Here is a 25,075-nt window from a genome sequence, read left to right as displayed (position 1 = left end):
GCCGTCGTACGCCTCCCTTTGCCCGGCGCAACGGCAGGCAGGGTTTCAGTTCACGCCTGCGGGTGCTCCGCCAGCCACTCAGCGAGTGTTTCAAGGTTGGCACGGACGGTGCGGCCCTGTGCGCGCTCCACCAGCGGATCGGCGATCTTTCCAAAGATGCCGCCCAGGCCGGAGTCGGCGTCAATCCGTTGGGTGACCCTGGTCCCGCCGTCGGCCGGTTCCAGGGTGAAGGCTACCGTGAAGTTCAGCTTTCCCTCAACGGAACGGGAGACCATCCGCCGCGGCGGGTCGAACTCCACCACCTCGACGGTCCAGTCGAACCGCCGTCCCATGATCTTGCTTGTTCCCCGTCCGCGGGTTCCCTTCCCCACGGGACCGTCCCCCACCTGCTCAGAGGCGGTAACGGAGGAATCGTAGGCCGCGGTGTTGTCGAACTTCGACAGGAAATCGAAGACTTCCTGCGGCGGCCGGGCGATGACGACGGATTCTTCTACTACTGGCATCGGGATCTCCTGGAACAGCGCCTGGTGCCGGCGCGGCTCGGCCGGCAGGTAGGCACAGCGCCAGCTTGGACTGCTGCCGCGTCCCTGTCAATGCGCCCATAAGCTAATCATGCTTACTATTGTGGGGCACTTGTTTTCCGCAGGGACACCAGAGGAGCGGACATGTCATTGAGCAAGGGAACGCACGTGGAGTGGAACACTTCGCAGGGCAAGACGCACGGCAGGATCGTGGAAAAGAAGACCAGCGACTTCGAACTCGACGGCAACACGCACCGCGCCAGCAAGGACGAGCCGCAGTATGTGGTGGAGTCGGAGAAGACCGGCGCGCGTGCGGCGCACAAGGCGTCCGCGCTGACTGAGAAGAAGTAGCGCCGTGCCTGCCCGGCATGAGGTGACTGCCCAGCATGAGGTAGTGATCATCGGCGGCGGCAACGCGGGAGTGTCGCTGGCGGCCCGGCTGGAGCGGTACGGAGTGAAGGACGTGGCGCTCATCGAGCCCAGGGACCACCACCTGTACCAGCCGCTGTTCTCCCACATCGCCGGTGGGCGGGCGCAGGCCAAGGAGGCCGTCCGGCCACAGGAATCAGTGGTCCCCCGCGGCGTCACCTGGATCCGGGACGCCGCCGTGGACGTGGACGCAAACGCCAACACCGTCCTGCTGGAATCCGGGACATCGCTGGGATACGGCCAACTGGTGGTGTGCCCGGGGCTGCAGTACGACTGGGACACGGTGCCGGGAATGGCCGAGGCCGTCCACTCGCCCTACGGCGCATCGCACTACGAGTTCGAGCTTGCCCCCAAAGCTTGGACTCTGCTCAGCGCCATGACCTCCGGCACCGCCATCTTCACCATGCCGGCCGGTCCCATCAAGTGTGGCGGGGCTGCCCAGAAACCGATGTATCTTGCCTGCGACTACTGGCGGGAACAGGGGGTCCTGGACAACATCCGCGTGGTGATGGTCCAGCCGTATCCCACCGTGTTCGGAGTTCCGGAAGTGGACCGGGAACTGGACCGGAAGATCGCCGAGTACGGGATCGAGTTGCGCACCAACAGCGAACTGGTGGCGGTGAGTCCTTCCGGCCGGCGGGCAACGATCCGCGACAACGCCGCGAACACCACCGAGGACCTGGAGTACGACGTCCTCAATGCCGTCCCGCCGCAGTCGGCGCCGGACTGGCTCAAGGCCACTGACCTGCCGGCGGCCGGCAGCGCCGGCGGTTTCGTGGAGGTGGACCGGCAGACCCTCCGGCACCTGCGGTATGCCAATGTCTGGTCCCTGGGTGACGCCGCGGGCACCACCAACTCCAAGTCCGGCGGGTCGCTGCGCAAGCAGACCAAGGTGGTTGCCAGGAACCTGGTGGCTGCCCGCAAAGGCAAGCCGCTGAGGGCGAAATATGACGGCTACTCGGTGTGCCCGTTCACGGTCTCACGGGACACCGTGGTGTTTGCCGAGTTCGACGACCGCTACCGCCCCAAACCCACCATCCCCCGCGTCCCTACCTGGAATGAGAGCCGGCTGTCCTGGGTGGTGGACCGCGATGTGTTCCCGAAAATCTACTGGAACCTGATCCTCAAGGGCCGGGCCTAGAGGCCGCTTGTGAACCGATGCACCATTCATCGGCAAGGATGGCGTAGATCAGCTCGGTGGCCCACTTGCCCTTGTAATGCCACTTGTCGACGTGCCGCGCCTCCAGCCGCATGCCCAGGCGGCCGCACAGGGATGCAGAGGCTACGTTGAGTTCGTCCAGCCGGGCTTCGATCCGGTGCAGGCCCAGCTCCCCGAAGCCCAGGCGGAGCATGGCGCTGGCGGCCTCCGTCCCGTAGCCCTTGCCGCGGGCGGCGGGTGCCAGCGTCCACCCAACTTCGCCCTGCCCGCGCCCGGGCAGCCATTTGAGCACCACCTCCCCCTGCAGCCCCGGCTCGCCGGCGGCCTCGATGGCGAGCGCCACCCAGTCCCCCTCCTTCTCGAAGACAAAGTTGGCGTAGTGGCCCACCCGCTCCATTGACTGTGTGTAGGTCTTGGCAGGGCCGGGCAGGAAGCGCGCGGTCTCCGGCAGCGAGTGGTAGGCGTGGAAGGCGTCCAGGTCGCCGCCCTCGAACCGCCGCAGGACCAGCCGTTCGGTCCGGATGGGAAGGGATATCCCGGACATGGATGCTAGCGGCCGGCAGAGACGACGGCGGCCGTCGCCTCGGCGATGGCGCGTTCCTCGTCCGTGGGAACCACCAGAACGGGAATCGCGGAGTCCGGCGTGGAAATGACGCGTGGTTCCTTGGACCGCTCGGCGTTCAGGCCGGCGTCGAGCTCGATGCCCAGGGCACCCAGCCGGTCCGCCACATGCGCCCTGAACTGCTGCGAGTTCTCACCGATCCCGGCCGTGAACACCAGTGCCTTCGCCCCGCCGACGGCAACGTGGTAGCCGCCGATGTACTTCGCCAGCCGGTAGGAGGCCACCGCCAGGGCCATGGTGGCCTTGTCATCGCCGGCCTCCGACGCTTCCACCACCGACCGCATGTCATTGTTGCCCGCCAGGCCCTTCAGCCCGGATTCCCGGTTGAGCATGGTGTCGATGTCCTCGGGTGTCCAGCCGGCACGGCCGAGGAACACCAGGATGGAGGGGTCCAGGTCGCCGGAGCGGGTGCCCATCACCAGGCCCTCAAGCGGGGTGAAGCCCATGGACGTGTCCACCGAGTGTCCGCCGCGGATGGCCGTGACCGAGGCGCCGTTTCCCAGGTGGGCGATGACGCCGTCGAACTCCTCCACGGGGATGTCCAGCAGGGCTGCGGAGCGGCGGGCCACGTACTCGTGCGACGTGCCGTGGAAGCCGTAGCGGCGGATCCCGTGGTTGGTGTACAGCTCGTCCGGGAGCGCGTAACGCCAGGCGTGCTCCGGCAGGGTGCGGTGGAATGCGGTGTCGAACACGGCCACTTGCGGCATCCTGGGCCATTTCCTGGTGATGGCACGGATGCCCAGAACGTTGGCCGGGTTGTGCAGCGGCGCCAGCGGGTTGAGCCGTTCGATGGCCCGGGTGATTTCGTTGTCCACCAGGACAGGTTCGGCGAACCGCTCGCCGCCATGCACCACCCGGTGCCCCACCGCGCCGAGCTCCAGGTCACCCAGCTCCCGGTGGATGGCGGCATCCACCTGTTCCAGCGCCTCCGCGTGGTCCCGTGGCCCCTCAATCTCGCCGTCCCCGCCGCCGCCGTTGCCCATGCCGATCTTCTCGATCAGCCCTTCGGTGAGGACCGTCCCGGCGGCGACGTCACGCACCTGGTACTTCAGCGACGACGAACCGGAGTTGATGACGAGCACGAGCATGCGGGGCCTCCTGGGAGCTTGCGTCTGCAGTTCAAACCCCACTATATGTGCCGCGCGCGCCGGCTCATTCCTTGCGGATCGGGCCGTGCTGTGCCTATGGTCGGCGGACAAGGCTGGACCACGCCGAGAGGACAATTCCATGACGAACGAGCCCAATTCGATCGACGAGAACGACCCCACCAACACGGGATCCAGCAGCACCGCCCCGCTCAACGCCCAACCGGATTCCGGCAGCAAGAAGGATCCCACCGGGGTGGAGGGCGCCAACCCGGCCCTTGACGACACCGGGAACCTGAAGGCGGCGGAAACCGGCGAGGCCCCGGAGGCTCCGGAGGACCGGGAAGGCCTGGACCTCACCCCGCAGGGCCTCTCGGACGAGCCCGCCAAGGAGGAGGATCCGGAGAGCCTGGCCAAGCCGGACAACAGCTAGGCACAGCCCGCAAAAGACGACGGCGGCACCCACCCGGGTGCCGCCGTCGCCCTTTGTGCCCTTCCAGGACCGGCTGCGCGGAAGTCAGGCGTGGGCGCCCTGGGACTGCCGCGCCAGGTATTCGAAGAGCTGGCGCAGGCCGAAGGTCCATTCCGGCAGTTCTTCACAAGGGCCCACCCGGTTCACCAAGGCGCCCAGGTGGCGGCTGCGGATGGTCACCACGTCGCCGTGCTTGTGGGTGAAGCCCTGCCCCGGCTGGTCCCGGTCCTGGGTTGGTGCGAACAGGGTGCCGGTGAAGAGCGCGAATCCGTCGGGGTACTGGTGGTGCTTCCCGTGCGTGGCTGCCACCAGTTCCTCGAAGGGCCTGCTGATCCGTGCAACGCTGTTGCGGCCTTCCAGCAGGTACCCGTCCCGGCCTTCCACGCGGAGCAGGATCTCCTCGGTCCGAAGCGTTTCCAGGGTGAAGGCACCGTCGAAGAGCCTGATGAGCGGGCCCAGGGCGCTGGAGGCGTTGTTGTCCTTGGCCTTGCCCAGCAGCAGGGCGCTGCGCCCTTCGACGTCCCGGAGGTTCACGTCGTTGCCCAGCGTGGCCCCCACAACGCGGCCGATTGAGGTGGCGATGAGCACCAGCTCGGGTTCCGGGTTGTTCCAGGAGGAAAAGGCGGGGATACCGATGCCCGCGCCCAGCCCCACGGAGGACAGCACGGGTGCCTTGGTGAAGACCTCGGGGTCCGGGCCGATCCCCACCTCGAGGTACTGCGACCACAGCCCCTCCTGGATCAGGATGCGCTTGGCTTCTGCGGCTTCGGCCGATCCGGGCCGCAGGGCAGCAATGCTTCCGCCCAGGGCGCGGCCAACAAGCTCCCGGATTTCGGCTGCGCGGCTGGAGTCGCCCGCGCACCGTTCCTCGATCACCCGTTCCACCATGCTGTCCACGAAGGTCACCCCGCAGGCCTTGATGACCTGCAGGTCAACCGGCGCCAGGAGCCGGGACCGTGCCCCGTCCCCCGCCAGGGAGGCCTGCACAACGTCGGCCGTGGCCCAGCGGGGTTCGGCCAGGCCAGGATCCGTAAGGGCGGAGCGGACTGCCGCGGCGGGGTCCGGCAGTTCCAGCAGTTCTGAGACTGTCGCTGCCAGGCGGCTGAGATCGAAGACATCCGGCCCGCTGACCGCCACCACACGGGGACCGGCGGTTTCCACGTCCCAGATCCGGCCAACCAGCAGCGCCTGGTCCGCGTCCTCGGGAAGGACGGCCTGAGCCTCCCCGGAGACTCCAGTCACTGACGCTCCTCCTTTCCGGCGTCCGCCGGCCGCTGCCAGACGCCGTCGATCCGCTGCGGAACCCGCCATGGGTTGCTGTCCTGCAGGGGTTCGGGCAGCCGCGCCGCGGGGAATGACTGGTACGCCACGGGCCGCAGGAAGCGTCGAATGGCTGCCGTTCCAACGGAGGTGGTGTTGGACGTGGTGGCCGGGTATGGGCCACCGTGGTGCTGGGCGTAGCTGACCGTGACGCCGGTGGGCCAGCCGTTCCACAGGACCCGTCCGCTGATGTCGGCCAGGCGGGCGGCGAGCGCGGAGACGTCGTCGTCCTCCTCTGCCTGGAGGGTGGTGGTCAGCTGGCCTTCCAGCAGCCCGGCCAGTGCGGGAAGCTCCGCCTGGTCGTGGTACTCCACCAGCAGGCTGGCGGGGCCGAACATTTCCTGCCGGAGCAGGCCGGGATTCGTCCGGACCGCATCCGCCGTGGTGCGCAGGACGGTGGGGGCCGGCTCGTCCGCGAAGTCTCCCTGCACCAGGACGTCCACACCGTCACTGCCGCTGAGCCTGCCGACGGCATCGGCGTAGCCGGCGTGCAGGCGGTCGCTGAGGAGCCTGGCGGGAGTGAATGCCGCCAGCGCCTCCTGGAGCTGCCTGCGGACGGCGTCACCGTGGCCGGCGGGAACAAACAGCAGCCCGGGCTTGGTGCAGAACTGGCCCATGCCAAGGGTGAAGGAGCCTGCGTAGCCTTCGAGGATGCCGGCGCTCCGCGCTGCCCATGCCGCGGGCGTGACGAAGACGGCGTTGATCCCGCCCAGCTCGCCGAAGAACGGGATGGGTTCGGGGCGGGCGGCAATCCGGTCCAGCAGGGCCCGGCCGCCGGCTGTGGAGCCGGTGAAGCCGATGGCCTTGACCAGGGGATGGTCCACCAGGGCCTCCCCGGCCTGCCGGCCGGTCACCATGGAGAACAGGCCCGACGGCGCCCTGGCGGTATCGAGCGCTTCGGTGACCACCCGGGCGGTGCGGACGGCCAGGTCCCGGTGGGCGTCATGCGCCTTGTGCACCACGGCGCAGCCGGCGGCCAGGGCAGACGCGCTGTCCCCGCCCATCACGCTGAACGCAAAGGGGAAGTTGGAGGCACCAAAAACCCCCACGACGCCGAGCGGCACGTTGTACCGCCGGAGGTCCGGCCGCGGGCCCATGCCCCAGCTGACGTCCTCATAGTCGATGGTGGCGTCGAAGTGCTCGCCGCTGCGGATCTCCTGCGCGAAAAGCCGCAGCTGGAACACGGTGCGCTTCAGTTCGCCTTCCAGCCGGGCAGTTCCGAGGTGGGTCTCACGCACCGCTGTTTCCACGAGTCCGTCCGCATCCTGCTCCAGGCCGGCGGCGATGGCTTCCAACCAGCTGGCCCGGGTTTGCGGACCGACGGTACGGCCCTCTTCAAAGGCAGCTGCCGCTGCTTCCACGGCGGCGTCCAAAGCACCAGGGGTGGCCGGTCCGGCGCTGGTTTCCCCGGCGAGGCCGACGGCGGCATGCGCTCCGGCGGTCATCGGCCGGCTCCGGCAGGGGTCCGGGCTGCACCGGTGACGGCGGCGCGGTTGCCCACTTCCTGCCACCCGGCACCGTTGGGGAATTCCCAGCGGGCGCGGGAGGCGCTGAACATCTCGGCGCCCGTACCTGGCAGTTCGGGTGCGGCATAGCGGCCACCGCTGATCCGCACCGGTTCGGCGAAGTGTTCGTGCAGGTGGTCCACGAATTCGATCATGCGGTTGTCCTGGCTGCGGCCCACCACCGCGTAGTCGAAGAAGGAGAAGTGCTGCACCAGCTCACACAAGCCCACGCCGCCGGCATGCGGGCAAACGGGCACCCCGAACTTGGCGGCCAGCAGCAGGATGGCGATGTTCTCGTTGACCCCCGCCACGCGGGTGGAGTCCAGCTGCAGCACGTCGATCGCACCGGCCTGCAGGAGCTGCTTGAAGACGATCCGGCTGGCCACTGCCTCGCCGGTGGCCACCCGCACGGGTGCAACACCCTTGCGGATGTCGGCGTGGCCCAGGATGTCGTCGGTGCTGGTGGGTTCCTCGATCCAGTAGGGGTCGAACTCCGCCAGCTGGTTGACCCAGTCAATGGCCTCGGAGACCTCCCAGCGCTGGTTGGCGTCGATGGCAATGGGGAGGCTTCCCACGGCTTCCCGCGCCAGGGCCATGCGGCGGCGGTCATCCTTGATGTCCCCGCCCACCTTGAGCTTGATCATGGAGAAGCCGTCGGCCGCGGCCTCCTTGCTCAGCCGCACGAGCTTTTCGTCGCTGTAGCCGAGCCACCCCGGCGAGGTGGTGTAGGCGGGGAAGCCGTCTGCCTTGAGCTCGGCGATGCGCTGGGCCTTGCCTGCCTGGCCTGCACGGAGGATTTCCAGGGCTTCTTCGGGGCTGAGGGCATCCCGGATGTGGGTGAAGTCAACGACACTGACCAGTTCCTCGGGCGTCATCTCGGCGAGCAGGAGCCAGAGTGGCTTGTTTTCCCGGCGGGCACGGATGTCCCACAGAGCGCTGACCAGGGCGCCGCAGGCCATCTGCGTCACGCCTTTTTCGGGACCGAGCCAGCGCAGCTGGGAGTCGTGGATAAGGAGCCGGGACGCCGCGCCCAAGTCATAAATCAGTTCATCGATGTCCCGGCCCACCAGCAGCCGGGCGTAGGCGTCGATGGCCGCGGTGAGGATTTCGTTGCCCCGGCCGCAGCTGAAGACGAAGCCATGGCCCTCGTCGCCGGCATCGGTGCGGATGACGACGTAGGCGGCGGAGTAGTCAGGGTCAACGTTGACCGCGTCGGACCCGTCAAGCTCCAGGGACGTGGGAAAACGGACGTCCTGGGTGTTGATGGACGTGATGGAAGGCATGGATCTCAACTTTCGAGGGCAGGACTGGAATTGGGAAGATTTCGATTCCTATACGAATTTCTAAAATCATATAGGAAGCGTGATTCACGTCAACCCCTCGACCAGGCTGCCGGCCCGGCAAACGCAACAGCCCCGGCCTTCCAGGGCCAGGGCTGTTTGCCGGAATCTAGGTGATGATGTGCTTGCGCGGTGGCCCGCCGTCCTCCAGCGGGGCAAGTTCGCCCTCAAAGGCTTGGGCAAAGCGGTCAAAGGAATTGCGGATGTGCGTGGTCATGGCCGCCTCCGCACCCTCCGGATCGCACGCCTCGATGGCCTCCCTGACCGCCGTGTGCTCGGCTACCGTAATGGCCCCGTCCACGTCCGCAGGGTAGAGCCGGAAGGTGTGCAGGTGGCAGTGGGTCTGTGCAAAGGCATGCCGGACTACAGGATTCCCGGAGGCGGCGAGGATGGTGTCATGGAAACGGGTGTCATGGGCCACCAGGTCCTGCCGCAGGTCCCTGCTCCGCTTCATGGCGCCCCGGAAGCTGCCCAGTTCCCTCTCCAGTGCGCCCGCCGGATTGGAGAGGCGGTCCACGGCGGCGGCCCGGGCTGCCCACGGTTCCACGAGGAGCCGGAATTCAAACAGCGAGCGCAGTTCCGGCAAGTCCAGCAGCGGCGTGGTGCTATACCCGCGGCCCGGGTTGTAAACCACCAGGTTGTCGCCTTCAAGCCGTTGCAGCACCTCGCGGACCGGCGTCTGGGACACTCCCAGACTGCGGGCGACGGCGTCAATGTTGATCCGGGTGCCGGGCGCAATCTCGCCTTCCAGGATTGAGGCACGCATCGCCGAATAGACGTCGGACACCGCCGCCTTGCCGCGGGTAGTTTCGGTCGGTTGACGTGGGGGCACGCGGTTACCTCTTGCACTGGCTTGGTTTCACTGGATTGGACGTATTGGGCTCGCCCGGGTTGGCCCGGAGTCGCTTGGGGGAATCATAAGCCACAGCGGCCGCGGTCTTCACGGAAGGGCCTTTTTCGGGCGGGCACTTGATCCCCGTCACACTTTCTATATGATTAAGCCGATTCCTATACGATTTTGGCGCTGACATCTTCCGCGTCTCCCCCTCCCGCCCGTGCGCCCCGCACCCGAAGCCATGTATATGTCGAAGGAGACCGCATGACTACGCTCGGAAGTAAGACCTCCATTGCCAATTCACCCCGGCAGCCCCGCATGATGACCCGCAAGCGCTGGGTGATCATCTGGCTTGCCTTCATTGGCCTCAGCATCAACTACCTTGACCGCTCCAGCCTCAGTGTCGCCCTGCCCTTCATGGGCAAGGACTTTGAGCTCAGCGCCACCCAGCAGGGGCTCATTTTCGCCGCCTTCTTTTGGGCCTACGACTTCTTCCAGCTGGCCGCCGGCTGGTACGTGGACAAAGTAGGTCCCCGCCGCTCGTTCTCCCTGGCCGCGCTGTGGTGGTCGGTGTTCACCATGGTCACGGCTGCCGCCTCCAGCTTCTGGACCCTGTTCGCCGCACGTTTCCTCCTGGGGGTCGGCGAAAGCCCGGCACCCAGCACCGCCGCCAAGGTGGTGGCCACCTGGTTCCCGGTTCGGGAACGGGCATTCGCCACCAGCATCTGGGATTCCGGCTCACGGGTGGGTGCTGTGATCGCACTGCCCATCGTGACCCTGATCGTCGCCTTCACCTCGTGGCATGCCGTCTTCATCATCATCGGCGTCCTCGGCATCATCTGGGCCGCCGTCTGGTGGAAGTATTACCGCAGCCCGGAAGAGCACGCCGGCGCCAACGCCGCAGAGGTCGGCTACATCCAGGAGGGCGGCGCCCGCGGCGCAGCAAGCGATGACGAAAGCGCAGCCAAACTCCCCTGGCGTTCGCTCTTCAAGTACCGCACCATCCTCAGCATGATGTTCGGCTTCTTCTGCCTGAACAGCGCCATCTACTTCTTCATCACGTTCTTCCCCAGCTACCTGGTCAAGGAACGCGGCTTCGACCTCCTCAAGCTCGGCTTCTTCGGCGCCATCCCCGGCATCTGCGCGGTCCTGTTCGGCTGGCTCGGCGGATACCTGGCCGACCGTGCCGTCCGCGCAGGGTCCCCGGTCAGCAAGGTGCGCAAGACAGCCATCGCCGGCGGCCTGGCCGGAGGCTCGGTCATCATGTTCGCCGCATTGGTTCCGGAAGCCTGGATGGCCCTGGCCCTGCTGTCCGTCGCCTACTCCAGCCTCACCGTGGCCGCCACGGGCATCTGGTCCCTGCCTGCCGACGTCGCCCCGAGCTCACGCCATGTCGGCTCCATCGGCGGTCTGCAGAACTTCGCGTCCAACCTGGCCGGCATCTTCACGCCCATCCTGATCGGCGTGCTGGTGGACCAGACGGGATCCTTCGTGGCACCGCTGGCCGTCATCGGCGCGATCTCCCTCATTGGCGCGGCCAACTACCTGTTCGTCATCGGCAGGATCGAGCCGCTGAAGGTCAAGGCAGCCGCCTAGGACCCTAGTCCCAATAAAAGTACGACGCCGGCACCCACCCAGGTGCCGGCGTCGTACTTTTTGGCGTTGCAGGGCCTGGCAGGCGCCTAGGAAGCCGGAGCCTGGGCCTGGATGGCGGTGATGGCCACCGTGTTCACGATGTCCTCCACCGTGCAGCCGCGGGAGAGGTCGTTGACAGGTTTCCGCAGTCCCTGCAGGACGGGTCCGACGGCCACGGCGCCGGAGCTTTGCTGCACCGCCTTGTACGTGTTGTTGCCGGTATTCAGGTCCGGGAAGATGAACACGGTGGCCTGGCCTGCCACGGAGGAACCGGGCATCTTGGAGGCGGCAATGGAGGCATCCACCGCGGCGTCGTACTGGATGGGACCCTCCACGGCGAGGTCCGGGCGGCGCTGGCGCACCAGCTCGGTGGCCTGCCGCACCTCATCCACGGCCTCACCGGCACCGGAGCCGCCGGTGGAGTAGGAGAGCATGGCCACCCGCGGTTCCACACCGAACTGGGCGGCGGTCTCGGCCGAGGCCAGGGCAATATCCGCCAGCTGCTCCACGTTCGGATCCGGGTTGACGGCGCAGTCCCCGTAAACCAGCACCCGGTCCGGCATGAGCATGAGGAACACCGAGGACACGATCTTCACGCCCTCGCGCGTCTTCACGAACTCCAGGGCGGGGCGGATGGTGTGCGCGGTGGTGTGGGCGGCGCCGGACACCATCCCGTCCACCACGCCCAGCTGGACCATCATGGTGCCGAAGTAGCTGACGTCCTGCATGATCTCCAGCGCCTTGGGCAGGTCCACGCCCTTGTGCGCCCGCAGCTCCGCGTACTTCCCGGCAAACTTCGGCCGCAGTTCCGAGGAGGCGGGGTCGATAACATTGATGCCGGACAGGTCGATGCCGTTGGCCGCGGCGAGTTCCCGGACATCGGATTCCGGGCCCAGGAGCGTCAGGTCGCACACGTCGCGGCGGTGGAGGATCTCGGCAGCCCGCAGGATGCGGACATCGGTCCCCTCCGGGAGCACCACGTGGCGGCGTTGCGCCCGGGCCCGTTCGATGAGGTCGTGCAGGAACCGGAGCGGGGTCATCCGCTCGGCCCTGGGTAGGTGCAGCCGCTCCACCAGTTCGGCCTCGTCCACCCGGCGGGACCACAGGCCCAGGGCCGACGCCACCTTGCGCCGGTGCCCGGACCATATTTCACTGCGTACCTCGGAGACCCTGCGGGCCGTCTGGTACGTGTCCTCGTCGGCGGCGAAGACCGGGAACGGCGCCTGCGCCAGGAGCGGGTAGATGTTGGCGTCGGGGGCCAGGCCGCCGGTGAGGATGAGCGCCGACGCCACCGGAAATTCGGGTGAGAAGGAGGAGGCAAGGCAGGCCACCATTACGTCCGCCCGGTCCCCCGGCACGATCACCAGGGCGCCCTCGTCCAGCACGTTCAGGAAGTTGCCCACGTTCATGGCGGCGACCTTGATGTCCTTGACGTCGCGTTCCATGTCCGGCGTTCCCGCGATCTGCCGCACGGCGAGGGCGGCGGCCACTTCGCCGGTGGTGGGCCGGGCGATCTCCTCCAGCTCGGGCAGGATGTACACCGGACGGCCGGAGGCGCCCGGTTTCAGGGCGGCCGCGATGTCGTCGAGATGGTCGGGATCGGCGCGGTTCACCATGATGGCCAGCAGCGCGCACCGTTCGGCCGCGAGCTCCTTCCGTGCCACTTCGACGGCGGCCGCCGTCTCGGTCACGGTCCGCCCCTTGGCACCCACGACGGCCACCACGGGCGTGGCGAGGTTGTTGGCCAGGCGGGCGTTGAGATCGAATTCGACGGCTGAGTCCTGGCCCACCAGGTCCGTTCCCTCCACGATCACCACGTCGCAGTTCCGGGCGATGTCCGCGAAGATCTCCACGCACCGGGCGTCGATTTCCGCGCGGTTGCCCTCGGCGAGCAGGGTGCGCACCTCGTCGTAGGTCAGGCCGCCGCGGCAGCGTTCGTCCTCCAGGGCGAACCGGGCCTTCATCAGGGCCACCATGGGATCGTCAGCTGCGGCCGGGCCGTGGACCACGGGCTTGAAGAAACCGATCCTGTCCGCGTGCCGGTGCAGGGTGTCCGCCAGCCCCAAGGCCACCAGGGACTTGCCTGAGCCGGGGGTGGTTGCGCTGACGTAGATGCCTTTGGCCATGGTCCGCCCTTTGCTGTTCTTGCTGCTGCCGGTCCCCCCATCCTTGCACTCCGAGCGCCCCCCGTGGCAAAAGGTGGCCGCGCACCTCCCCTTGACACCGACCCCCCTCATGGGATTACCTAATGAACATTCGGTAAATAAAGCTGGAGGCAATGACGCATGGCTGAAGCAACAATTTCCGGGGCCACCCACCCCATCCTGGAAAACGACTACGCCTCCGAATGGATGGGCATCGAGGTCCTCGCGCTCAGTGACGGCCACGCCACCATCCGGATGACCCTCCGGCAGGAAATGCTCAACGGCTTCGGCATGGCCCACGGCGGAATGATCTTCGCCTTCGGCGACACCGCCTTCGCCCTCGCGTGCAACCCCATCCAGCCTGCACCCGGCGAGGAAGGCACCATTACCGTGGCGTCCGGCGTCGACATCAACTTCCTTAAGCCGGCATTCCGCGGCCAGGTGCTCACCGCCGTCGCGGACCGCCGCTCCAGCGCCGGACGCAGTGGCCTCTATGACATCCAGATCTTTGCCGCCGACGCTGCCGCACCGGCTTCCGAAACCCAGCCCAGCTCCCCGGGCGAACTCGTCGCCGAGTTCCGTGGACGCAGCCGCACCATCCCCAAGAAGTAGGAAAACCATGACCCTGCATGCCCCCGAAACCCCCGCCGCTGCCGTATCCACCCCGGCGGACGGCACCGACGCCGGACTGGACCGTGAGGAGACCATCTCCCGCGACGAGCTTGAAGCCCTCCAGCTCAGCCGCCTGCAGCACACAGTCGCCTACGCCTACGAGCGGGTGCCGCTGTACAAGCGCAAGTTCGACGAGGCCGGCATCCACCCCAGTGACCTGCGCGAACTCGAGGACCTGGGCAACTTCCCCTTCACCACCAAAGACGACCTGCGCCAGGAGTACCCGTTCGGGATGTTCGCGGTGCCGCAGAGCGAGGTGGCCCGGATCCACGCCAGCTCGGGCACCACGGGCCGGCCCACGGTGGTCGGCTACACCAAGCAGGATCTGGCCGACTGGGCCAAACTGGTGGCCCGCAGCTTCCGCGCCTCCGGCATCCGCCCGGGTATGAAGGTCCACAACGCCTACGGCTACGGCCTCTTCACCGGCGGCCTGGGTGCGCACGCCGGCGCTGAGGCCCTGGGCTGCACCGTCATTCCCATGTCCGGCGGCCAGACCGAACGCCAGATCCAGCTGATCCAGGACTTCAAGCCGGACGCCATCCTGGCCACGCCCACCTACCTGCTCACCATCGCCGACGCCATGGCGCACATGGGCATCGACCCCGCCTCCACCTCGCTGAAGTTCGCCGTGCTGGGCGCCGAGCCGTGGACGCAGGAGATGCGGCATGAGCTCGAGGTCATGATGAACATCAAGGCATGCGACATTTACGGCCTGTCCGAGGTCATGGGCCCGGGCGTCGCCGGCGAGGCCGTGGAGACCCAGGACGGCAGCCACATCTGGGAGGACCACTTCCGCCCCGAGATCATCGACGCCTTCAACCCCGCCCCGGGCAAGGAAAACGTCCTGCGCGACGGCGAGCACGGCGAACTCGTCTTCACGTCGCTGACCAAGGAAGCCTTGCCCATCATCCGCTACCGCACCAAGGACCTGACCCGCCTGCTGCCCGGCTCGGCACGTCCCGCGCACCGCCGGATGGGCCGCATTACCGGCCGCAGCGACGACATGATCATCCTGCGCGGCGTGAACCTGTTCCCGTCCCAGATCGAGGAAATCGCCCTGCGGATCCCCGAGCTCAGCCCGCACTTCCAGCTCGAGCTCACCCGCCCCGAAGGTCAGCGGATGGACCAGCTGACCGTGCGCATTGAGCGCCGCGACGCGGTCACCGCCGAGCAGAGCACGACGGCGGCACGCACCTTGAAGGAGCAGATCAAGATCCACGTGGGTTCTTCCTGCACCGTGGACGTGGTGGAGCCGGGGTCGCTGGAGCGGTCCAACGGCAAGCTGCGCCGCATCTACGACCTCCGCCCCAAGGCCTGAATGTTTCGGTGGTGCTGCGCCGTCCCCGGACTTACCGACCGTTCGTGAGAAACTAGCGACTATGCCCAGCGCCAGCCAGACCACCAGCACCACCGAAACTTCCAGCACCGCCGGGACCAAACGGGGCCGCCCCGGCTACGACCAGCAGTCGGTGCTGCGGATCGCCGTCGACGTCTTCAACCGGCACGGCTACGATGCCACCTCCATGGGAATCCTGGCCGAGAATCTGGGCATCTCCAAGTCCGCTATCTACCACCACGTGCCGTCCAAGGGCGACCTCCTCAAGCTCGCCCTCGACCATGCCTTGGGCGGTCTGGAAGCCATCCTGGAACAGCCCGAGGCCACTTCCGGAGCGGCAGACGCCCGGCTGGAGTTCGTGCTGCGGCAGACGGTGGCCGTGCTGGTGGACCGCCTGCCCTTCGTCACCCTGCTGCTGCGCCTTCGTGGCAACACCGAGATCGAGCGGGACGCCCTGGAACGGCGCCGCACCTTCGACCACAAGGTGGCCGTCCTCATTTCGGCTGCCCGCGAGGAGGGCTCGCTGCGTGCCGACATCGACCCCCGCACGGTCTCGCGCCTCCTGTTCGGCATGATCAACTCCATCGTGGAGTGGTACAAGCCGGGCGGTTCCCTCTCGCCGCAGCGGCTGGCTGACGACGTCATCACCATGGCATTCGACGGCCTGCACGCGGACGCATAGCCAATACGTGCCGCTCTCTTCCCACGCCTGACGGCCAATACTAAGTGTGCTTGGTATTTTCCCCTCTACGCGGCTACGGTGGTTAAAAGCCACCGTCCGGAGGGAGGTCCTGATGAGCCAGGCCAGCCATCGACAGCGTTCCCGCAGTCTCCCGGCAGTCCCGGGTGCCGGGGCCCTCATGGCTGCCCTCACGCTCAGCGGATGCACCGGCATGCCAAGCCCCCGGGCCACCAGCGGCACCTCCTCAAGCCAGGCGCCGTCGTCGGCCTCCGCCAAGTCCGCGCCGGCGACGTGCTGCAGTCCGTGGAGGGGCGTGGAGCTCACCACGCCGGAGAAGCTGTTGCCGGAACTTCGCAAGTGCAATCCCGGCCACACCGTAGGCTTCAAGGTCAAGCGCGGCGACCAGAGCCTGGACATCAAGGTGGACCTCACCGACCGCCCAGCGAGCACAACCACCCGATAGAAAGGAAAAGAACATGAGCCACCCCAAGGAAGAACCCCAGGCTGGATTCATCATCCCGGACCCGTCAAAAATCCGCGAGGACGTCCCCGGCGACGCCGGCGACGAGGCCAACGTGATCCGGTTCAGCGAGGAGCAGGCCCTGATCGAGGAACAGTCGCACGGCGTGCGGCCGGACACGTATAGCGTCCCCTCCGGGGGGCCCACGATGGACGAGGCCCGCGGCAACATGGACCTCTCCGACCGCAGCGAAGACGGCCGCGGCACCGGGCGCGAGGATGACAGCAGCGACGACAGCCTGCACGGCGGCGCCGAAAGCTGATACCCGGATAGAGCAAGCAGCAGGGGTGCGCCGATCTGACCGGGGCACCCCTGCTGCTGTGTTTAACGGCTGGCTTGCCTAGACCTGGTACTCCAGCTTGCTGCCCAGGTTTTCGTGGACGCAGAGGATGTTGTGCTCAGTGTCCATGAACCACGCGCACTTCTCCGACTCCGTGGTGCAGATGTGGTTTTCCGTCTTCAGGGTGGGCAGGTCGTAATCCTGGAACATCACGCCCCTGGCTTCCATGTCACGGACGGTCGCTTCGATGTCCGTGACCTCAAAGCTCAGGGCAGTGTGCTCCGAGTGCTCGCCATCGGAAACCGGCATCAGCTGCAGCAACGGCCCGCCGTCGGTGCCGAGTAACTCGCTGCCATCATCAGCCTGGCCACGGTGCGGGAGCCCGAGTTTCTCCGTATAGAAGCTGTGGGCACGGGCGGCATCATCAACCGGCAGGATGGTAGTGGCGGTATTCATTTTCAGGCTCATGGGGGCCACCTCCTACGGGCAGAATCTTACGCTTCCACGGCCGAAAAAGGACCGCCCGGAATCGCCCGATCGTATTCGACGCGGAAACCCTGGACGCCCGTTCACCTGTGGCGGCAAAAACCAAACGCCCGCTCACTTTCCCAAGAAAAGTGAGCGGGCGTTCAGAGAGAGACCGCCAAAAGTGAGCGGGCGTTGAAACTACTTCTCGACCAGGGTGAGGACGTCGTAGGTGGCCACGATCTCGTCGTTCTGGTTGGTGAGGACGGCGTCCCAGGCCACCTCGCCGTATTCGTCCGTTTCGCGCGGGGTGATCTTCTTGGCGGTGAGCGTCACGCGGATGGAGTCGCCCGCGGCCACCGGCTTGGCAAAGCGGCAGTTCTCCAGTCCGTAGTTGGCAAGGACGGGACCGGGTGCGGGTTCCACGAACAGGCCGGCACCCCAGCTGAGCAGCAGGTAGCCGTGAGCCACGATGCCCGGGAAGAACGGGTTGGCTTCCGCAGCTTCCTGGTTGGTGTGGGCGTAGAAGGTGTCGCCGGTGGAGTTGGCGAATGCAGTGATGTCCTCAAGGGTCACCTGCCGCAGGTCCGAGCGGACGGCATCACCGATCCGGAGAGTGGACAGGTGCTTCCGGAACGGGTGCGTCCCCTCGGTTTCCACCGTGAAGTTGCGGTCCGCCCCCGTGTGCCAGACGCCGGTGACGGCGGTGAGCATGTTCGGCGAGCCCTGGATGGCGGTGCGCTGCATGTGGTGCAGCACCGACCGGATGCCGCCCAGTTCCTCGCCGCCGCCGGCGCGTCCCGGTCCGCCGTGGACCAGGTGCGGCACCGGTGAGCCGTGTCCGGTGGAGGAGCGGGCGTCCTCCCGGTTGAGCATCAGCACGCGGCCGTGGTGCGCGGCAATTCCGGTGACCAGTTCGCGGGCCACCTCGGGATCGTTGGTGCATACCGATGCCACCAGCGAACCGCCGCCGCGGGCAGCGAGGCGGACGGCGTCAGCCAGGTCCTTGTAGCCGATCACGGACGACACCGGCCCGAATGCCTCCAGCGAGTGGATGGCTTCCGCATCGGGGTTGTCCCAGTTCAGGACGACGGGGGCCATGAACGCGCCGCCGTCCACCACCCCGGTGGTTCCGTCGGCGGAGGTGACCGACGGCGAATCCAGGGTCCCGTACGCAAGCTCACCGCCGGCGTCGAGCATGGACTGCACGGCGGCGCGGACGTCCTCCAACTGTTCCACGGAGGCCAGGGCGCCCATGGTGACGCCCTCGCCGCGGGGGTCACCGAGGACCACGCGTTCAGCAATGCGCTTGCCGATCGCCGCGGACACGGCAGCCACCAGTTCCTGCGGAACGATGGCGCGGCGGATGGCGGTGCATTTCTGGCCGGCCTTGACGGTCATTTCGGTGACCACGGACTTGACGAAGGCGTCGAATTCCGGCGCGCCCTCCACGGCGTCGGGGCCGAGGATGGCGGCATTCAGGGAGTCTGTCTCCGACGTGAAGCGGACGCCGCCTTCCACCACGTTCGGGTGCGCCTTGAGGGACTTGGCGGTGGAAGCGGAGCCGGTGAAGGCCACCAGGTCACGGTAGTCCAGCACATCGAGCAGGCCGCGGACCGAGCCGGAGACCAGCTGCAGTGACCCGGCCGGCAGGATGTTGGACTCCACGATGGCCTTGACCACCGCGGCGGCCACGTACCCGGTGGGGGTGGCGGGCTTGACGATGGTGGGAACGCCGGCGATGAATGCGGGGGCGAATTTCTCCAGCATGCCCCAGACCGGGAAGTTGAAGGCGTTGATCTGCACGGCGACGCCGGGGATGCGCGTGTAGATATGCTCGCCCGCGAAGGATCCGTCCTTGGACAGCACCTCCATGGGGCCGTCCACCACCACCTGGGAGTTGGGAAGCTCGCGCCGGCCCTTGGAGCCGAACGTGAACAGGACGCCGATGCCGCCGTCGATGTCCACCATGGAATCGAGCTTGGTGGCGCCGGTCTGGGCTGAGAACGCGTAGAAGTGGTCGCGGCGCGCCTGCAGGTACTGCGCCAGTTCCTTGAGCTTAAGCGCGCGCTGGTGGAACGTCAGCCGGCCGAGTTCTGCCTGGCCGGTGGTCCGGCCGTGCTCCACGACCGCGGCAAGGTCCAGGCCTTCCGTGCTCACCTTGGCCAGGACCTCCCCCGTGCTCGCATCCCTGACAGGGACGGCGGATCCCAGCGCGCCGGCGTCGGGCGTCCACCAGGCATCCATGACGAAGCTGGGCACTGTCTCCACGGTGTCGACCGTGGCCTGGGGGGCTGTGGCTGTGGTGGTCATCGTTGACGGTCCTTCCAACAAGGGGGCAGGCAAACAAGAGCGGTCATTACTGACCGTCCGTTCGGTAATATATTCACCATACATTAAGCACCGTGCTGCAGACTAGAAGGCCAGGACCGCTTGGCCACCAAAAGGAGAACGCATGAACGCCCCCTCACCCCAGGACGCTGCCCCAAGCCAGCCCTCCGCGCACGAGCTCTGGAAGATCACCCTCGGGGAACTGGACGAGAAAATGGGTGTCAAGATCCTGGAGGAGTCCGTGGAGCGGGTGGTGGCCACCATGCCGGTCGAGGGCAACCGGCAGTCATTCGGGCTGCTGCACGGCGGTGCTTCCCTTGCCGTGGGCGAAGCGGTGGGTTCGTGGGCCGCCGTGATCCACGCCAGCACCCTGGGCAAAACGGCTGTGGGCGTGGATGTTTCCGCCACCCATCACCGTTCCGCCCGCGAAGGCCAGATCACCATCACCGCCACCCCCATCCACCTGGGCGGCACGCTGACCACGCACGAGGTGCTCATTACCAACGAGGCCGGCCAGCGGCTGTGCACCCTGCGCATCACCAACCTGCTGATGAAAAGAAAAAGCTGACCGCGGTTGACGTCCGTGCGGTTACCGTGACGCACGCCTGTTCCGCCGGCGGACCAGAACCATGAGCAGGATTCCGACGGCGAGTGCGCCCGCAGCACAAGCAGCAATGGTGACCACACCGGACGCTCCGGTGTAGGCCAGGCCCCCGGCGCCAGGATCACTGTGCCCACCGGTGTTGGCAAGGTCCGCAGGGGGTGCGCTGGGAGCCGCGCTGGCCGCCGGCGGAGGCACGACGGCGGGAGTTTCAGTCGGTGGGGCAGGCGACGGGTCGACGGGCGCCACGGTGGTCGGAGCAGGCGTGGTCGGGCCAGGGATGGTTGGAGCAGGAGCAGGACTGCTTGGCGCCGGAGTGACCGTCGTGGTCACTGTGGGCGTCGGACTTGCGGTCGTAGTGACTGTGGGCGTCGGGCTTGCCGTCGTAGTAACTGTCGGCGTCGGGCTTGCCGTCGGCGCAGTCGGCGTCGGGCTTGCCGTCGGGGTGGGCGGTTCCGCCGTGGCGGCCGCGAACTCGAAACTGCTGGCGCCCGACCGGCTGAACCCGTTGACCGTTTCGGCCGTGAACTTTAACGCTTCCGTGCCCTGCGGAGCCGTGTAGCTCCAGTTGCCGGCGGCGTCCACGGGTACCTCGAATGGGTCTTTCCCCTCAACTGTGACCCGGACCTTGGACCCGGCGGCCACCGCGGATGCGGGTGCCGCGGGCACCTGGCCGGTAATGACCTGCCCGGGCTTGTAGGTTTCACCGGGTGCGGGTGCCGTCACGGCAGGCTTGTTGAGGAAGAGTTCCAACTGGTAGCCGGGCAGCACAGCCAGGCTGTCCCGCAGGGTTGCTGCGACAGCAAAATTCTGCACGACGTTCCCATTCTCGTCCGGGGTGTCGCCGGCGGAGTGGGTGCCCAAGGCGTAATTTCCACTGAGGTAAGGCCCGCCGGAGTCGCCACCGCTGGACTGTACGCCGTAGGACAGGAAGCCGTTGAAGGCCCGGATGTCATTGGCGTTCTTCTTGTAGTCAGGTCCCGGTACCAGGAAGATCCCCACGGCGTCCACCGTTCCGCAGGACCAGGCTGAGGATCTCCCGGACCGGCAAACAGGCATTCCAACCACTGGATCAGCAGAACCAATAATCTTCACGTCCGGCCCGGGCACTGACGGGTCGCCCCAGGTGCTGGCAGCGGGAAGCGGATCGATGTCCTGTCTCAGCGACTGGACGACGGATATGTCTGTCCCGACATTCCCGGGGTCTGTGATGGCGGTGTAGTCGGGGCCCACGGGCGTACTGGGGTCCAGAACCGGCGAGTTACCGGGGCCGCCGAACTGGCTGAAGCCGAACTTTCCCAGCAGCCCCGCGGGCACACCCTGGAATTCCAGTGTGGCTGTCTTGGCGGCACCGTCCGACGCGCAGTGACCGGCAGTGAGGACGGCGGGAAGCCCCGCCGGGTCGAATGCCGAGAAGCCGGTGGAGCAGATGAACCCGAGGTCCGTCTGGTACCCGACGCCACCGGGAACGTCCGCCTCGGGCTTGAGCGGAGTCCCGCCGTCGAGCTCCACGTTGGCGTAGCGGGACACAAACTGTGAAGGGGAAATTTTGCCGGTGGTCTTGCCTGCGGCGTCTGCGCCGGCTGCGGGGGAAGTGGCGGAAAGCGCCTCCGGCGTGTTGATTCCACCGGTCCTGATCACGAATTTCCCGCCGGCCGCCATGACAGCCTGCAAACCCTGCGGGCCGACGTCGCGGATGTATGCCTGGAAAAGCTGCCCGGTACTCAGTGCCACTTGTGACCTGGAGCCGTCGGTAGCCGCGGAGGGCGAGGGAGCCGGCGGGGCCAGCTGCGCAGCGGGCGCTTCGAGCGACAACGGGAAAGCATTGCCGGCAAGGGCGGCAACCGCCCTCTCCAGGTCGCTGCCGGACCCGGTCACGACGACGGTGCGGCCCTCGATCCGGATTCCCACATAACCCGGGACCTGGCGCAGCCGGACAGCCACCGCTGCTGCCTGCGCGCCCAGCTCCCCTGCCGCCTCGAACTCCTGCGGCGTCATCTTGAGGTCCCGCTGCACCGCATCATCCAGCGCTGCCTGGGAGAGGGCTGTGGACGTGCCTGAACCGGCGGCACCCGTTGTCGGAGTCGCGGTGGCCTGTGAGGCGGGGGCCGAAGCGCTGCGAGGCTGCGGCGACTGCCCGCCGTCCGGTTCGCCTGCAGGGAAGGCGGGGGCTGCCACGAATACGGAGGATGCCAGCACGCCGGCTGCTGCGCCCAGCGAGAGTCTGCGCCGCAGATTGGCGGCGTTGGACCCCGGCTTTTGCTGCGGGGATGTACTGGCGCCTGGTGATGTTGTCCCGATCATGTCCGTCTCTCTGCCGATCAACGTGACAGAGGAAACAGCAGCACCTCATGTCACATGAGTCACACTGGTCCCAGTGTATCGGCGCCGACACGGCAAATGGCCAGAACGGAATCCAAATCTGCGGGACTCAGCCCGTTCGACACCAGGTAGGAGCGGGTGTCCAGGTCCCGGACGAATGCGACGACGGCGAGCCCGCGCTGCTCCAGGAGGGGCTCCAGTTCGGCCTCAGTCAGGTAGCGTTCCCGGCTGTGCGGTGGCCCATGGGTGCGGTACCTCTCGTTAATGCAGCGGGCCGCCCGCCGGTATCCCTCGGCGATGGCGTCGTCGGAGTCGCCGGCCAGGTCCTGGACCATGGCCGCCACCATTCCGCTGCGGTCGCGGCCGGCAGCGCAGTGCAGCAGGACGCCCCCCTTTGGCGCGGCCACGGCGATGGCCCGGAAAACCCCCACGAGCCTCTCCGGGAAGAGACGCGCGTTCGCCGCATAGTGGGCAGGATCGTTCAGGTAGGGGCCGGTGAGGGCTGTAAACCGTGGATCGCCCGGCTCTTCCGTGGGTGCGTGCAGCACCTCGATGCCGGCCAACGCCCCGGCGGGCACCTCAGGATCGCTGTCCCGGCGTTGCCCCTCTCCGCTGTTACGAAGATCCACGACGGTGCGGACGCCGTCGTCGAACGCCTGCCGCCAACCCGTCCCGGTGAGCCACTCACGCCGGCCCATCCTGTAGATACCTCCGGAAACGTGCCAGCCGTTGACAGCTCCATCCCAGTCCACGGGCCTGCCGCTTGTGTCCATTGGCACAGCTAACCACAGGCTGCCCTGGGCCGCATGGCACATTAGGGAACACCCCGGAAGAAGATAGGTCGCTCTTACCGATGACTGACGCCCTCTGCAGGCGTACGGTACCCCTGAATGCTTGTGCATGTAGGGGTATCCAAAGGAGAACTGCGATGAGAAACGCAACAGCACGACGCCGACAGACGGCTTTGGCGGCGCTTGCCGCCCTGGCGATGGCGATTGGTTTCGCGTCTGTTCCCGCCGGCGCGGCGCCGCCACCCGAAGTGGACTATGCCGCCCTGGGGGACTCGTATACGGCAGGAACGGGTGCCGGCGAAGCGGATCGACCGCCAGGGGTTGATTGCTGGCAGAGTCATCCGGGCTACGTGGATGTGGTAACTGCGACCCTTCCGGCGAACCTTCTCGACAATGCCGCGTGCCATGGAGCCGTCCTGTCCAGGCTGAGCCCCACCTACGATCAGGTTCTTTCCTCTCCGACTGTCCAGGAACAAATTCGGTCGTTGGTAAAAGAGCGGGCCCTGTCGCAAAAAACTGACCTCATTTCAATGACGGCGGGGGCGAACGATCTTGGTTTTGCACGGGTCTTGGGTGTTTGCGCCTTCTCGGATGAGGCCACATGCCGTGCTGCCCTGTCGCAGGCCGAGTCACCCACAGCGTTGGCCTTCCTCACTGCCAGCCTCGTTCAGACGTATACGACAATCCAAGTGTCGGCACCTAATGCGAAGGTGGCCGTGCTGGGCTATCCTCTGCTGTTCGACCCAGACAGCCCAATCGTTCTTCCGATTCCATCCGCAAATCAGCGGCTCATGAATGGCGCCACCGTGACGCTCAACGCCACGATCGCCAGGGCCGTGCGGATCGCTGATGCGTTACCTCGCACAGACATCCAATACATGGACGTGACCACGGCATTTACCGGGCACGCGGTCAACTCAGTGACAGGATCATGGTTGCAGTTGTCGCCGACCAATTTTGCGGCTGACTACAACTTCCACCCCAACCAGGCAGGGCACCAGGCCTACGCTGCAGTGCTGCTTGCTTCGGTGAACCTGAAAGAGCTGGCACGCCAGTAGAGCCCGCTCCCTATCCCCGCCGGGCCAAGCGGTGCTCGAGGCCGGCGCGGACAGCGGGCCACTCGTGGTCCAGGATGGAGAACACCACCGTGTCCCGGAGGTTTCCGTCACTGGTCCTGGAGTGGCTGCGGAGCACGCCGTCCTGCTTGGCGCCGAGCCGGGCAATCGCCTCCCGCGACTGGTGGTTCAGCCAGTGCGTCCGGAACTCCACAGCCGGGCAGCCAAGAACCTCAAAGGCATGCCGCAGCAGCAGCAGCTTGGAGTCGGGATTGGTGCCGCTCCCCTGCGCAGAGGCCGCGTTCCACGTGGAGCCTATTTCCACCCGGGGTGTTGCGGCATCGATGTTCATATAGGTTGTCATGCCGATAATCCGCCCCGGGCCCCCTGTGCCGGGGTCGATCAGCCGTGTGGTGAAGGGGAGCATTGAGCCCTGTTGCTGCAGCGCAAGCCGGCGCCGGATTTCCGCGGCCATGCCCTGCGGCGAGGGCACGGACGTGTACCAGAGCGTCCACAGCTCACCGTCCGTGGCGGCCTCCACCAGGCCGTCGTGGTGTTCCTCCGCGAGCGGCTCCAGGATTACGTAGCGTCCGGTCAGGGTAAGGGGTTCAAGGAAAGTCACTGCACCAGCCTAGGCCTGCCCATGGGGCGGGCTAGGCCGGGGACAGCACCGCGACGTCGAGCGAGGGAGTAATTGTGTCAGGAACCAACCCGGATCCCGAGGATGACAAGATCACAGGCCTGGAGCCCGGCGGCGGGGTGCCGCCCGGGGAAACCCCGCCGGGAGAAGCATCCACTGCAGGCCCGCAGGGCCATGAAGAGCACGGCACCCGGAAGGGCACGCAGTTCCTGTGGATCGCCATTATCGGTGTGGTGGTCCTGCTGAGCCTGCTGTACTTCATCGGCTACATCGTGGGCTTCTTCGACTAGGCACTCTTACAGGAGGCGGACGG

At 66.9% G+C, this 25,075-nt stretch carries 25 protein-coding genes; 12 read left to right on the top strand and 13 right to left on the bottom strand.

The window, feature by feature from the left end; all coding sequences use genetic code 11:
* Positions 1–50: 50 nt before the first annotated feature.
* Positions 51–503: an SRPBCC family protein gene (locus ACTJK0_RS03580; protein ID WP_440744260.1), complete on the bottom strand. Its 453-nt coding sequence runs from the start codon at positions 501–503 to the stop codon at positions 51–53.
* 162 nt (positions 504–665) lie between these two features.
* Here ACTJK0_RS03580 and ACTJK0_RS03575 point away from each other — a divergent pair, with 162 nt between their 5' ends.
* On the top strand, positions 666–872 hold the full coding sequence (locus ACTJK0_RS03575; RefSeq protein ID WP_288027574.1) for a DUF2945 domain-containing protein: 207 nt from the start codon (positions 666–668) through the stop codon (positions 870–872).
* A 22-nt stretch (positions 873–894) separates the two neighbouring features.
* A complete protein-coding gene (locus ACTJK0_RS03570; RefSeq protein ID WP_440744321.1) occupies positions 895–2,091 on the top strand; it encodes an NAD(P)/FAD-dependent oxidoreductase in 1,197 nt (398 codons plus the stop codon).
* On the opposite strand, the gene ACTJK0_RS03565 is transcribed toward ACTJK0_RS03570, so the two are convergent.
* Positions 2,075–2,653 (bottom strand): GNAT family N-acetyltransferase, encoded by a 579-nt coding sequence (locus ACTJK0_RS03565; RefSeq protein WP_440744259.1) that lies wholly within the window; start codon positions 2,651–2,653, stop codon positions 2,075–2,077. The two genes, ACTJK0_RS03570 and ACTJK0_RS03565, sit on opposite strands and share 17 nt — an antisense overlap.
* Positions 2,654–2,658: 5 nt before the next feature.
* Complete coding sequence (locus ACTJK0_RS03560) at positions 2,659–3,819, bottom strand: acetate kinase (RefSeq protein ID WP_440744258.1); 1,161 nt, start codon at positions 3,817–3,819, stop codon at positions 2,659–2,661.
* Between the two features lie 139 nt (positions 3,820–3,958).
* On the opposite strand from ACTJK0_RS03560, the gene ACTJK0_RS03555 reads away from it, so the two are divergent.
* Positions 3,959–4,249: a hypothetical protein gene (locus ACTJK0_RS03555; protein WP_043452346.1), complete on the top strand. Its 291-nt coding sequence runs from the start codon at positions 3,959–3,961 to the stop codon at positions 4,247–4,249.
* 84 nt (positions 4,250–4,333) lie between these two features.
* Here the strand turns inward: ACTJK0_RS03555 and ACTJK0_RS03550 are convergent, their stop codons facing one another.
* The 4 genes from ACTJK0_RS03550 to ACTJK0_RS03535 all read right to left on the bottom strand — a co-directional run bounded on the left by ACTJK0_RS03550 (position 4,334) and on the right by ACTJK0_RS03535 (position 9,285).
* Positions 4,334–5,530 (bottom strand): fumarylacetoacetate hydrolase family protein, encoded by a 1,197-nt coding sequence (locus tag ACTJK0_RS03550; protein WP_440744257.1) that lies wholly within the window; start codon positions 5,528–5,530, stop codon positions 4,334–4,336.
* Positions 5,527–7,053, bottom strand: a complete 1,527-nt coding sequence (locus ACTJK0_RS03545; RefSeq protein ID WP_440744256.1) for an aldehyde dehydrogenase (NADP(+)) — start codon at positions 7,051–7,053, stop codon at positions 5,527–5,529. The genes ACTJK0_RS03550 and ACTJK0_RS03545 overlap by 4 nt, the downstream gene beginning before the upstream one ends.
* On the bottom strand, positions 7,050–8,396 hold the full coding sequence (locus ACTJK0_RS03540; protein ID WP_110541613.1) for an L-fuconate dehydratase: 1,347 nt from the start codon (positions 8,394–8,396) through the stop codon (positions 7,050–7,052). The genes ACTJK0_RS03545 and ACTJK0_RS03540 overlap by 4 nt, the downstream gene beginning before the upstream one ends.
* Before the next feature lie 166 nt (positions 8,397–8,562).
* On the bottom strand, positions 8,563–9,285 hold the full coding sequence (locus ACTJK0_RS03535; RefSeq protein ID WP_440744255.1) for a GntR family transcriptional regulator: 723 nt from the start codon (positions 9,283–9,285) through the stop codon (positions 8,563–8,565).
* Between the two features lie 267 nt (positions 9,286–9,552).
* On the opposite strand from ACTJK0_RS03535, the gene ACTJK0_RS03530 reads away from it, so the two are divergent.
* Entirely contained in the window at positions 9,553–10,884 is a 1,332-nt protein-coding gene (locus ACTJK0_RS03530) for an MFS transporter (protein WP_440744254.1), read from the top strand.
* 86 nt (positions 10,885–10,970) lie between these two features.
* Here the strand turns inward: ACTJK0_RS03530 and pta are convergent, their stop codons facing one another.
* Positions 10,971–13,049, bottom strand: a complete 2,079-nt coding sequence (gene pta, locus ACTJK0_RS03525) for a phosphate acetyltransferase (protein ID WP_440744253.1) — start codon at positions 13,047–13,049, stop codon at positions 10,971–10,973.
* 159 nt (positions 13,050–13,208) lie between these two features.
* On the opposite strand from pta, the gene ACTJK0_RS03520 reads away from it, so the two are divergent.
* The 5 genes from ACTJK0_RS03520 (at position 13,209) to ACTJK0_RS03500 (ending at position 16,539) form a co-directional block, all read left to right on the top strand.
* Positions 13,209–13,679: a hotdog fold thioesterase gene (locus ACTJK0_RS03520; RefSeq protein ID WP_110541617.1), complete on the top strand. Its 471-nt coding sequence runs from the start codon at positions 13,209–13,211 to the stop codon at positions 13,677–13,679.
* 7 nt (positions 13,680–13,686) lie between these two features.
* Entirely contained in the window at positions 13,687–15,057 is a 1,371-nt protein-coding gene (gene paaK, locus ACTJK0_RS03515) for a phenylacetate--CoA ligase PaaK (RefSeq protein ID WP_440744252.1), read from the top strand.
* Between the two features lie 61 nt (positions 15,058–15,118).
* A complete protein-coding gene (locus tag ACTJK0_RS03510) occupies positions 15,119–15,757 on the top strand; it encodes a TetR/AcrR family transcriptional regulator (protein WP_440744251.1) in 639 nt (212 codons plus the stop codon).
* A gap of 112 nt (positions 15,758–15,869) precedes the next feature.
* Complete coding sequence (locus ACTJK0_RS03505) at positions 15,870–16,220, top strand: hypothetical protein (protein WP_440744250.1); 351 nt, start codon at positions 15,870–15,872, stop codon at positions 16,218–16,220.
* Between the two features lie 13 nt (positions 16,221–16,233).
* Positions 16,234–16,539, top strand: a complete 306-nt coding sequence (locus ACTJK0_RS03500) for a hypothetical protein (RefSeq protein ID WP_440744249.1) — start codon at positions 16,234–16,236, stop codon at positions 16,537–16,539.
* A gap of 78 nt (positions 16,540–16,617) precedes the next feature.
* On the opposite strand, the gene ACTJK0_RS03495 is transcribed toward ACTJK0_RS03500, so the two are convergent.
* Complete coding sequence (locus tag ACTJK0_RS03495; RefSeq protein WP_440744248.1) at positions 16,618–17,025, bottom strand: VOC family protein; 408 nt, start codon at positions 17,023–17,025, stop codon at positions 16,618–16,620.
* 198 nt (positions 17,026–17,223) lie between these two features.
* Entirely contained in the window at positions 17,224–19,335 is a 2,112-nt protein-coding gene (gene paaZ / locus ACTJK0_RS03490; RefSeq protein ID WP_440744247.1) for a phenylacetic acid degradation bifunctional protein PaaZ, read from the bottom strand.
* A 142-nt stretch (positions 19,336–19,477) separates the two neighbouring features.
* On the opposite strand from paaZ, the gene ACTJK0_RS03485 reads away from it, so the two are divergent.
* Complete coding sequence (locus ACTJK0_RS03485; protein ID WP_110541622.1) at positions 19,478–19,921, top strand: hotdog fold thioesterase; 444 nt, start codon at positions 19,478–19,480, stop codon at positions 19,919–19,921.
* Positions 19,922–19,942: 21 nt separating this feature from the next.
* Here ACTJK0_RS03485 and ACTJK0_RS03480 read toward each other — a convergent pair whose 3' ends face one another.
* Both ACTJK0_RS03480 and ACTJK0_RS03475 read right to left on the bottom strand, forming a co-directional pair.
* Positions 19,943–22,258: a S1 family peptidase gene (locus tag ACTJK0_RS03480; protein WP_440744246.1), complete on the bottom strand. Its 2,316-nt coding sequence runs from the start codon at positions 22,256–22,258 to the stop codon at positions 19,943–19,945.
* Positions 22,259–22,317: 59 nt separating this feature from the next.
* Positions 22,318–23,049: a tyrosine-protein phosphatase gene (locus ACTJK0_RS03475; RefSeq protein WP_440744245.1), complete on the bottom strand. Its 732-nt coding sequence runs from the start codon at positions 23,047–23,049 to the stop codon at positions 22,318–22,320.
* A gap of 155 nt (positions 23,050–23,204) precedes the next feature.
* On the opposite strand from ACTJK0_RS03475, the gene ACTJK0_RS03470 reads away from it, so the two are divergent.
* Complete coding sequence (locus ACTJK0_RS03470) at positions 23,205–24,125, top strand: SGNH/GDSL hydrolase family protein (protein WP_440744244.1); 921 nt, start codon at positions 23,205–23,207, stop codon at positions 24,123–24,125.
* A gap of 10 nt (positions 24,126–24,135) precedes the next feature.
* Here ACTJK0_RS03470 and ACTJK0_RS03465 read toward each other — a convergent pair whose 3' ends face one another.
* The gene (locus ACTJK0_RS03465; RefSeq protein ID WP_440744243.1) at positions 24,136–24,744 is read right to left on the bottom strand and encodes a GNAT family N-acetyltransferase; all 609 of its coding nucleotides are present in this window, start codon (positions 24,742–24,744) and stop codon (positions 24,136–24,138) included.
* Positions 24,745–24,818: 74 nt separating this feature from the next.
* Here ACTJK0_RS03465 and ACTJK0_RS03460 point away from each other — a divergent pair, with 74 nt between their 5' ends.
* Positions 24,819–25,052 (top strand): DUF6480 family protein, encoded by a 234-nt coding sequence (locus ACTJK0_RS03460; RefSeq protein ID WP_110541626.1) that lies wholly within the window; start codon positions 24,819–24,821, stop codon positions 25,050–25,052.
* The last annotated feature ends 23 nt before the right edge of the window (positions 25,053–25,075 follow it).

Origin of the sequence: Paenarthrobacter sp. 22069, assembly GCF_052046035.1 — a bacterium.
Lineage (GTDB): Bacteria > Actinomycetota > Actinomycetes > Actinomycetales > Micrococcaceae > Arthrobacter.
Note: the sequence above shows the minus strand (reverse complement) of the source record. Positions and strands in the feature narration are given on the sequence as shown.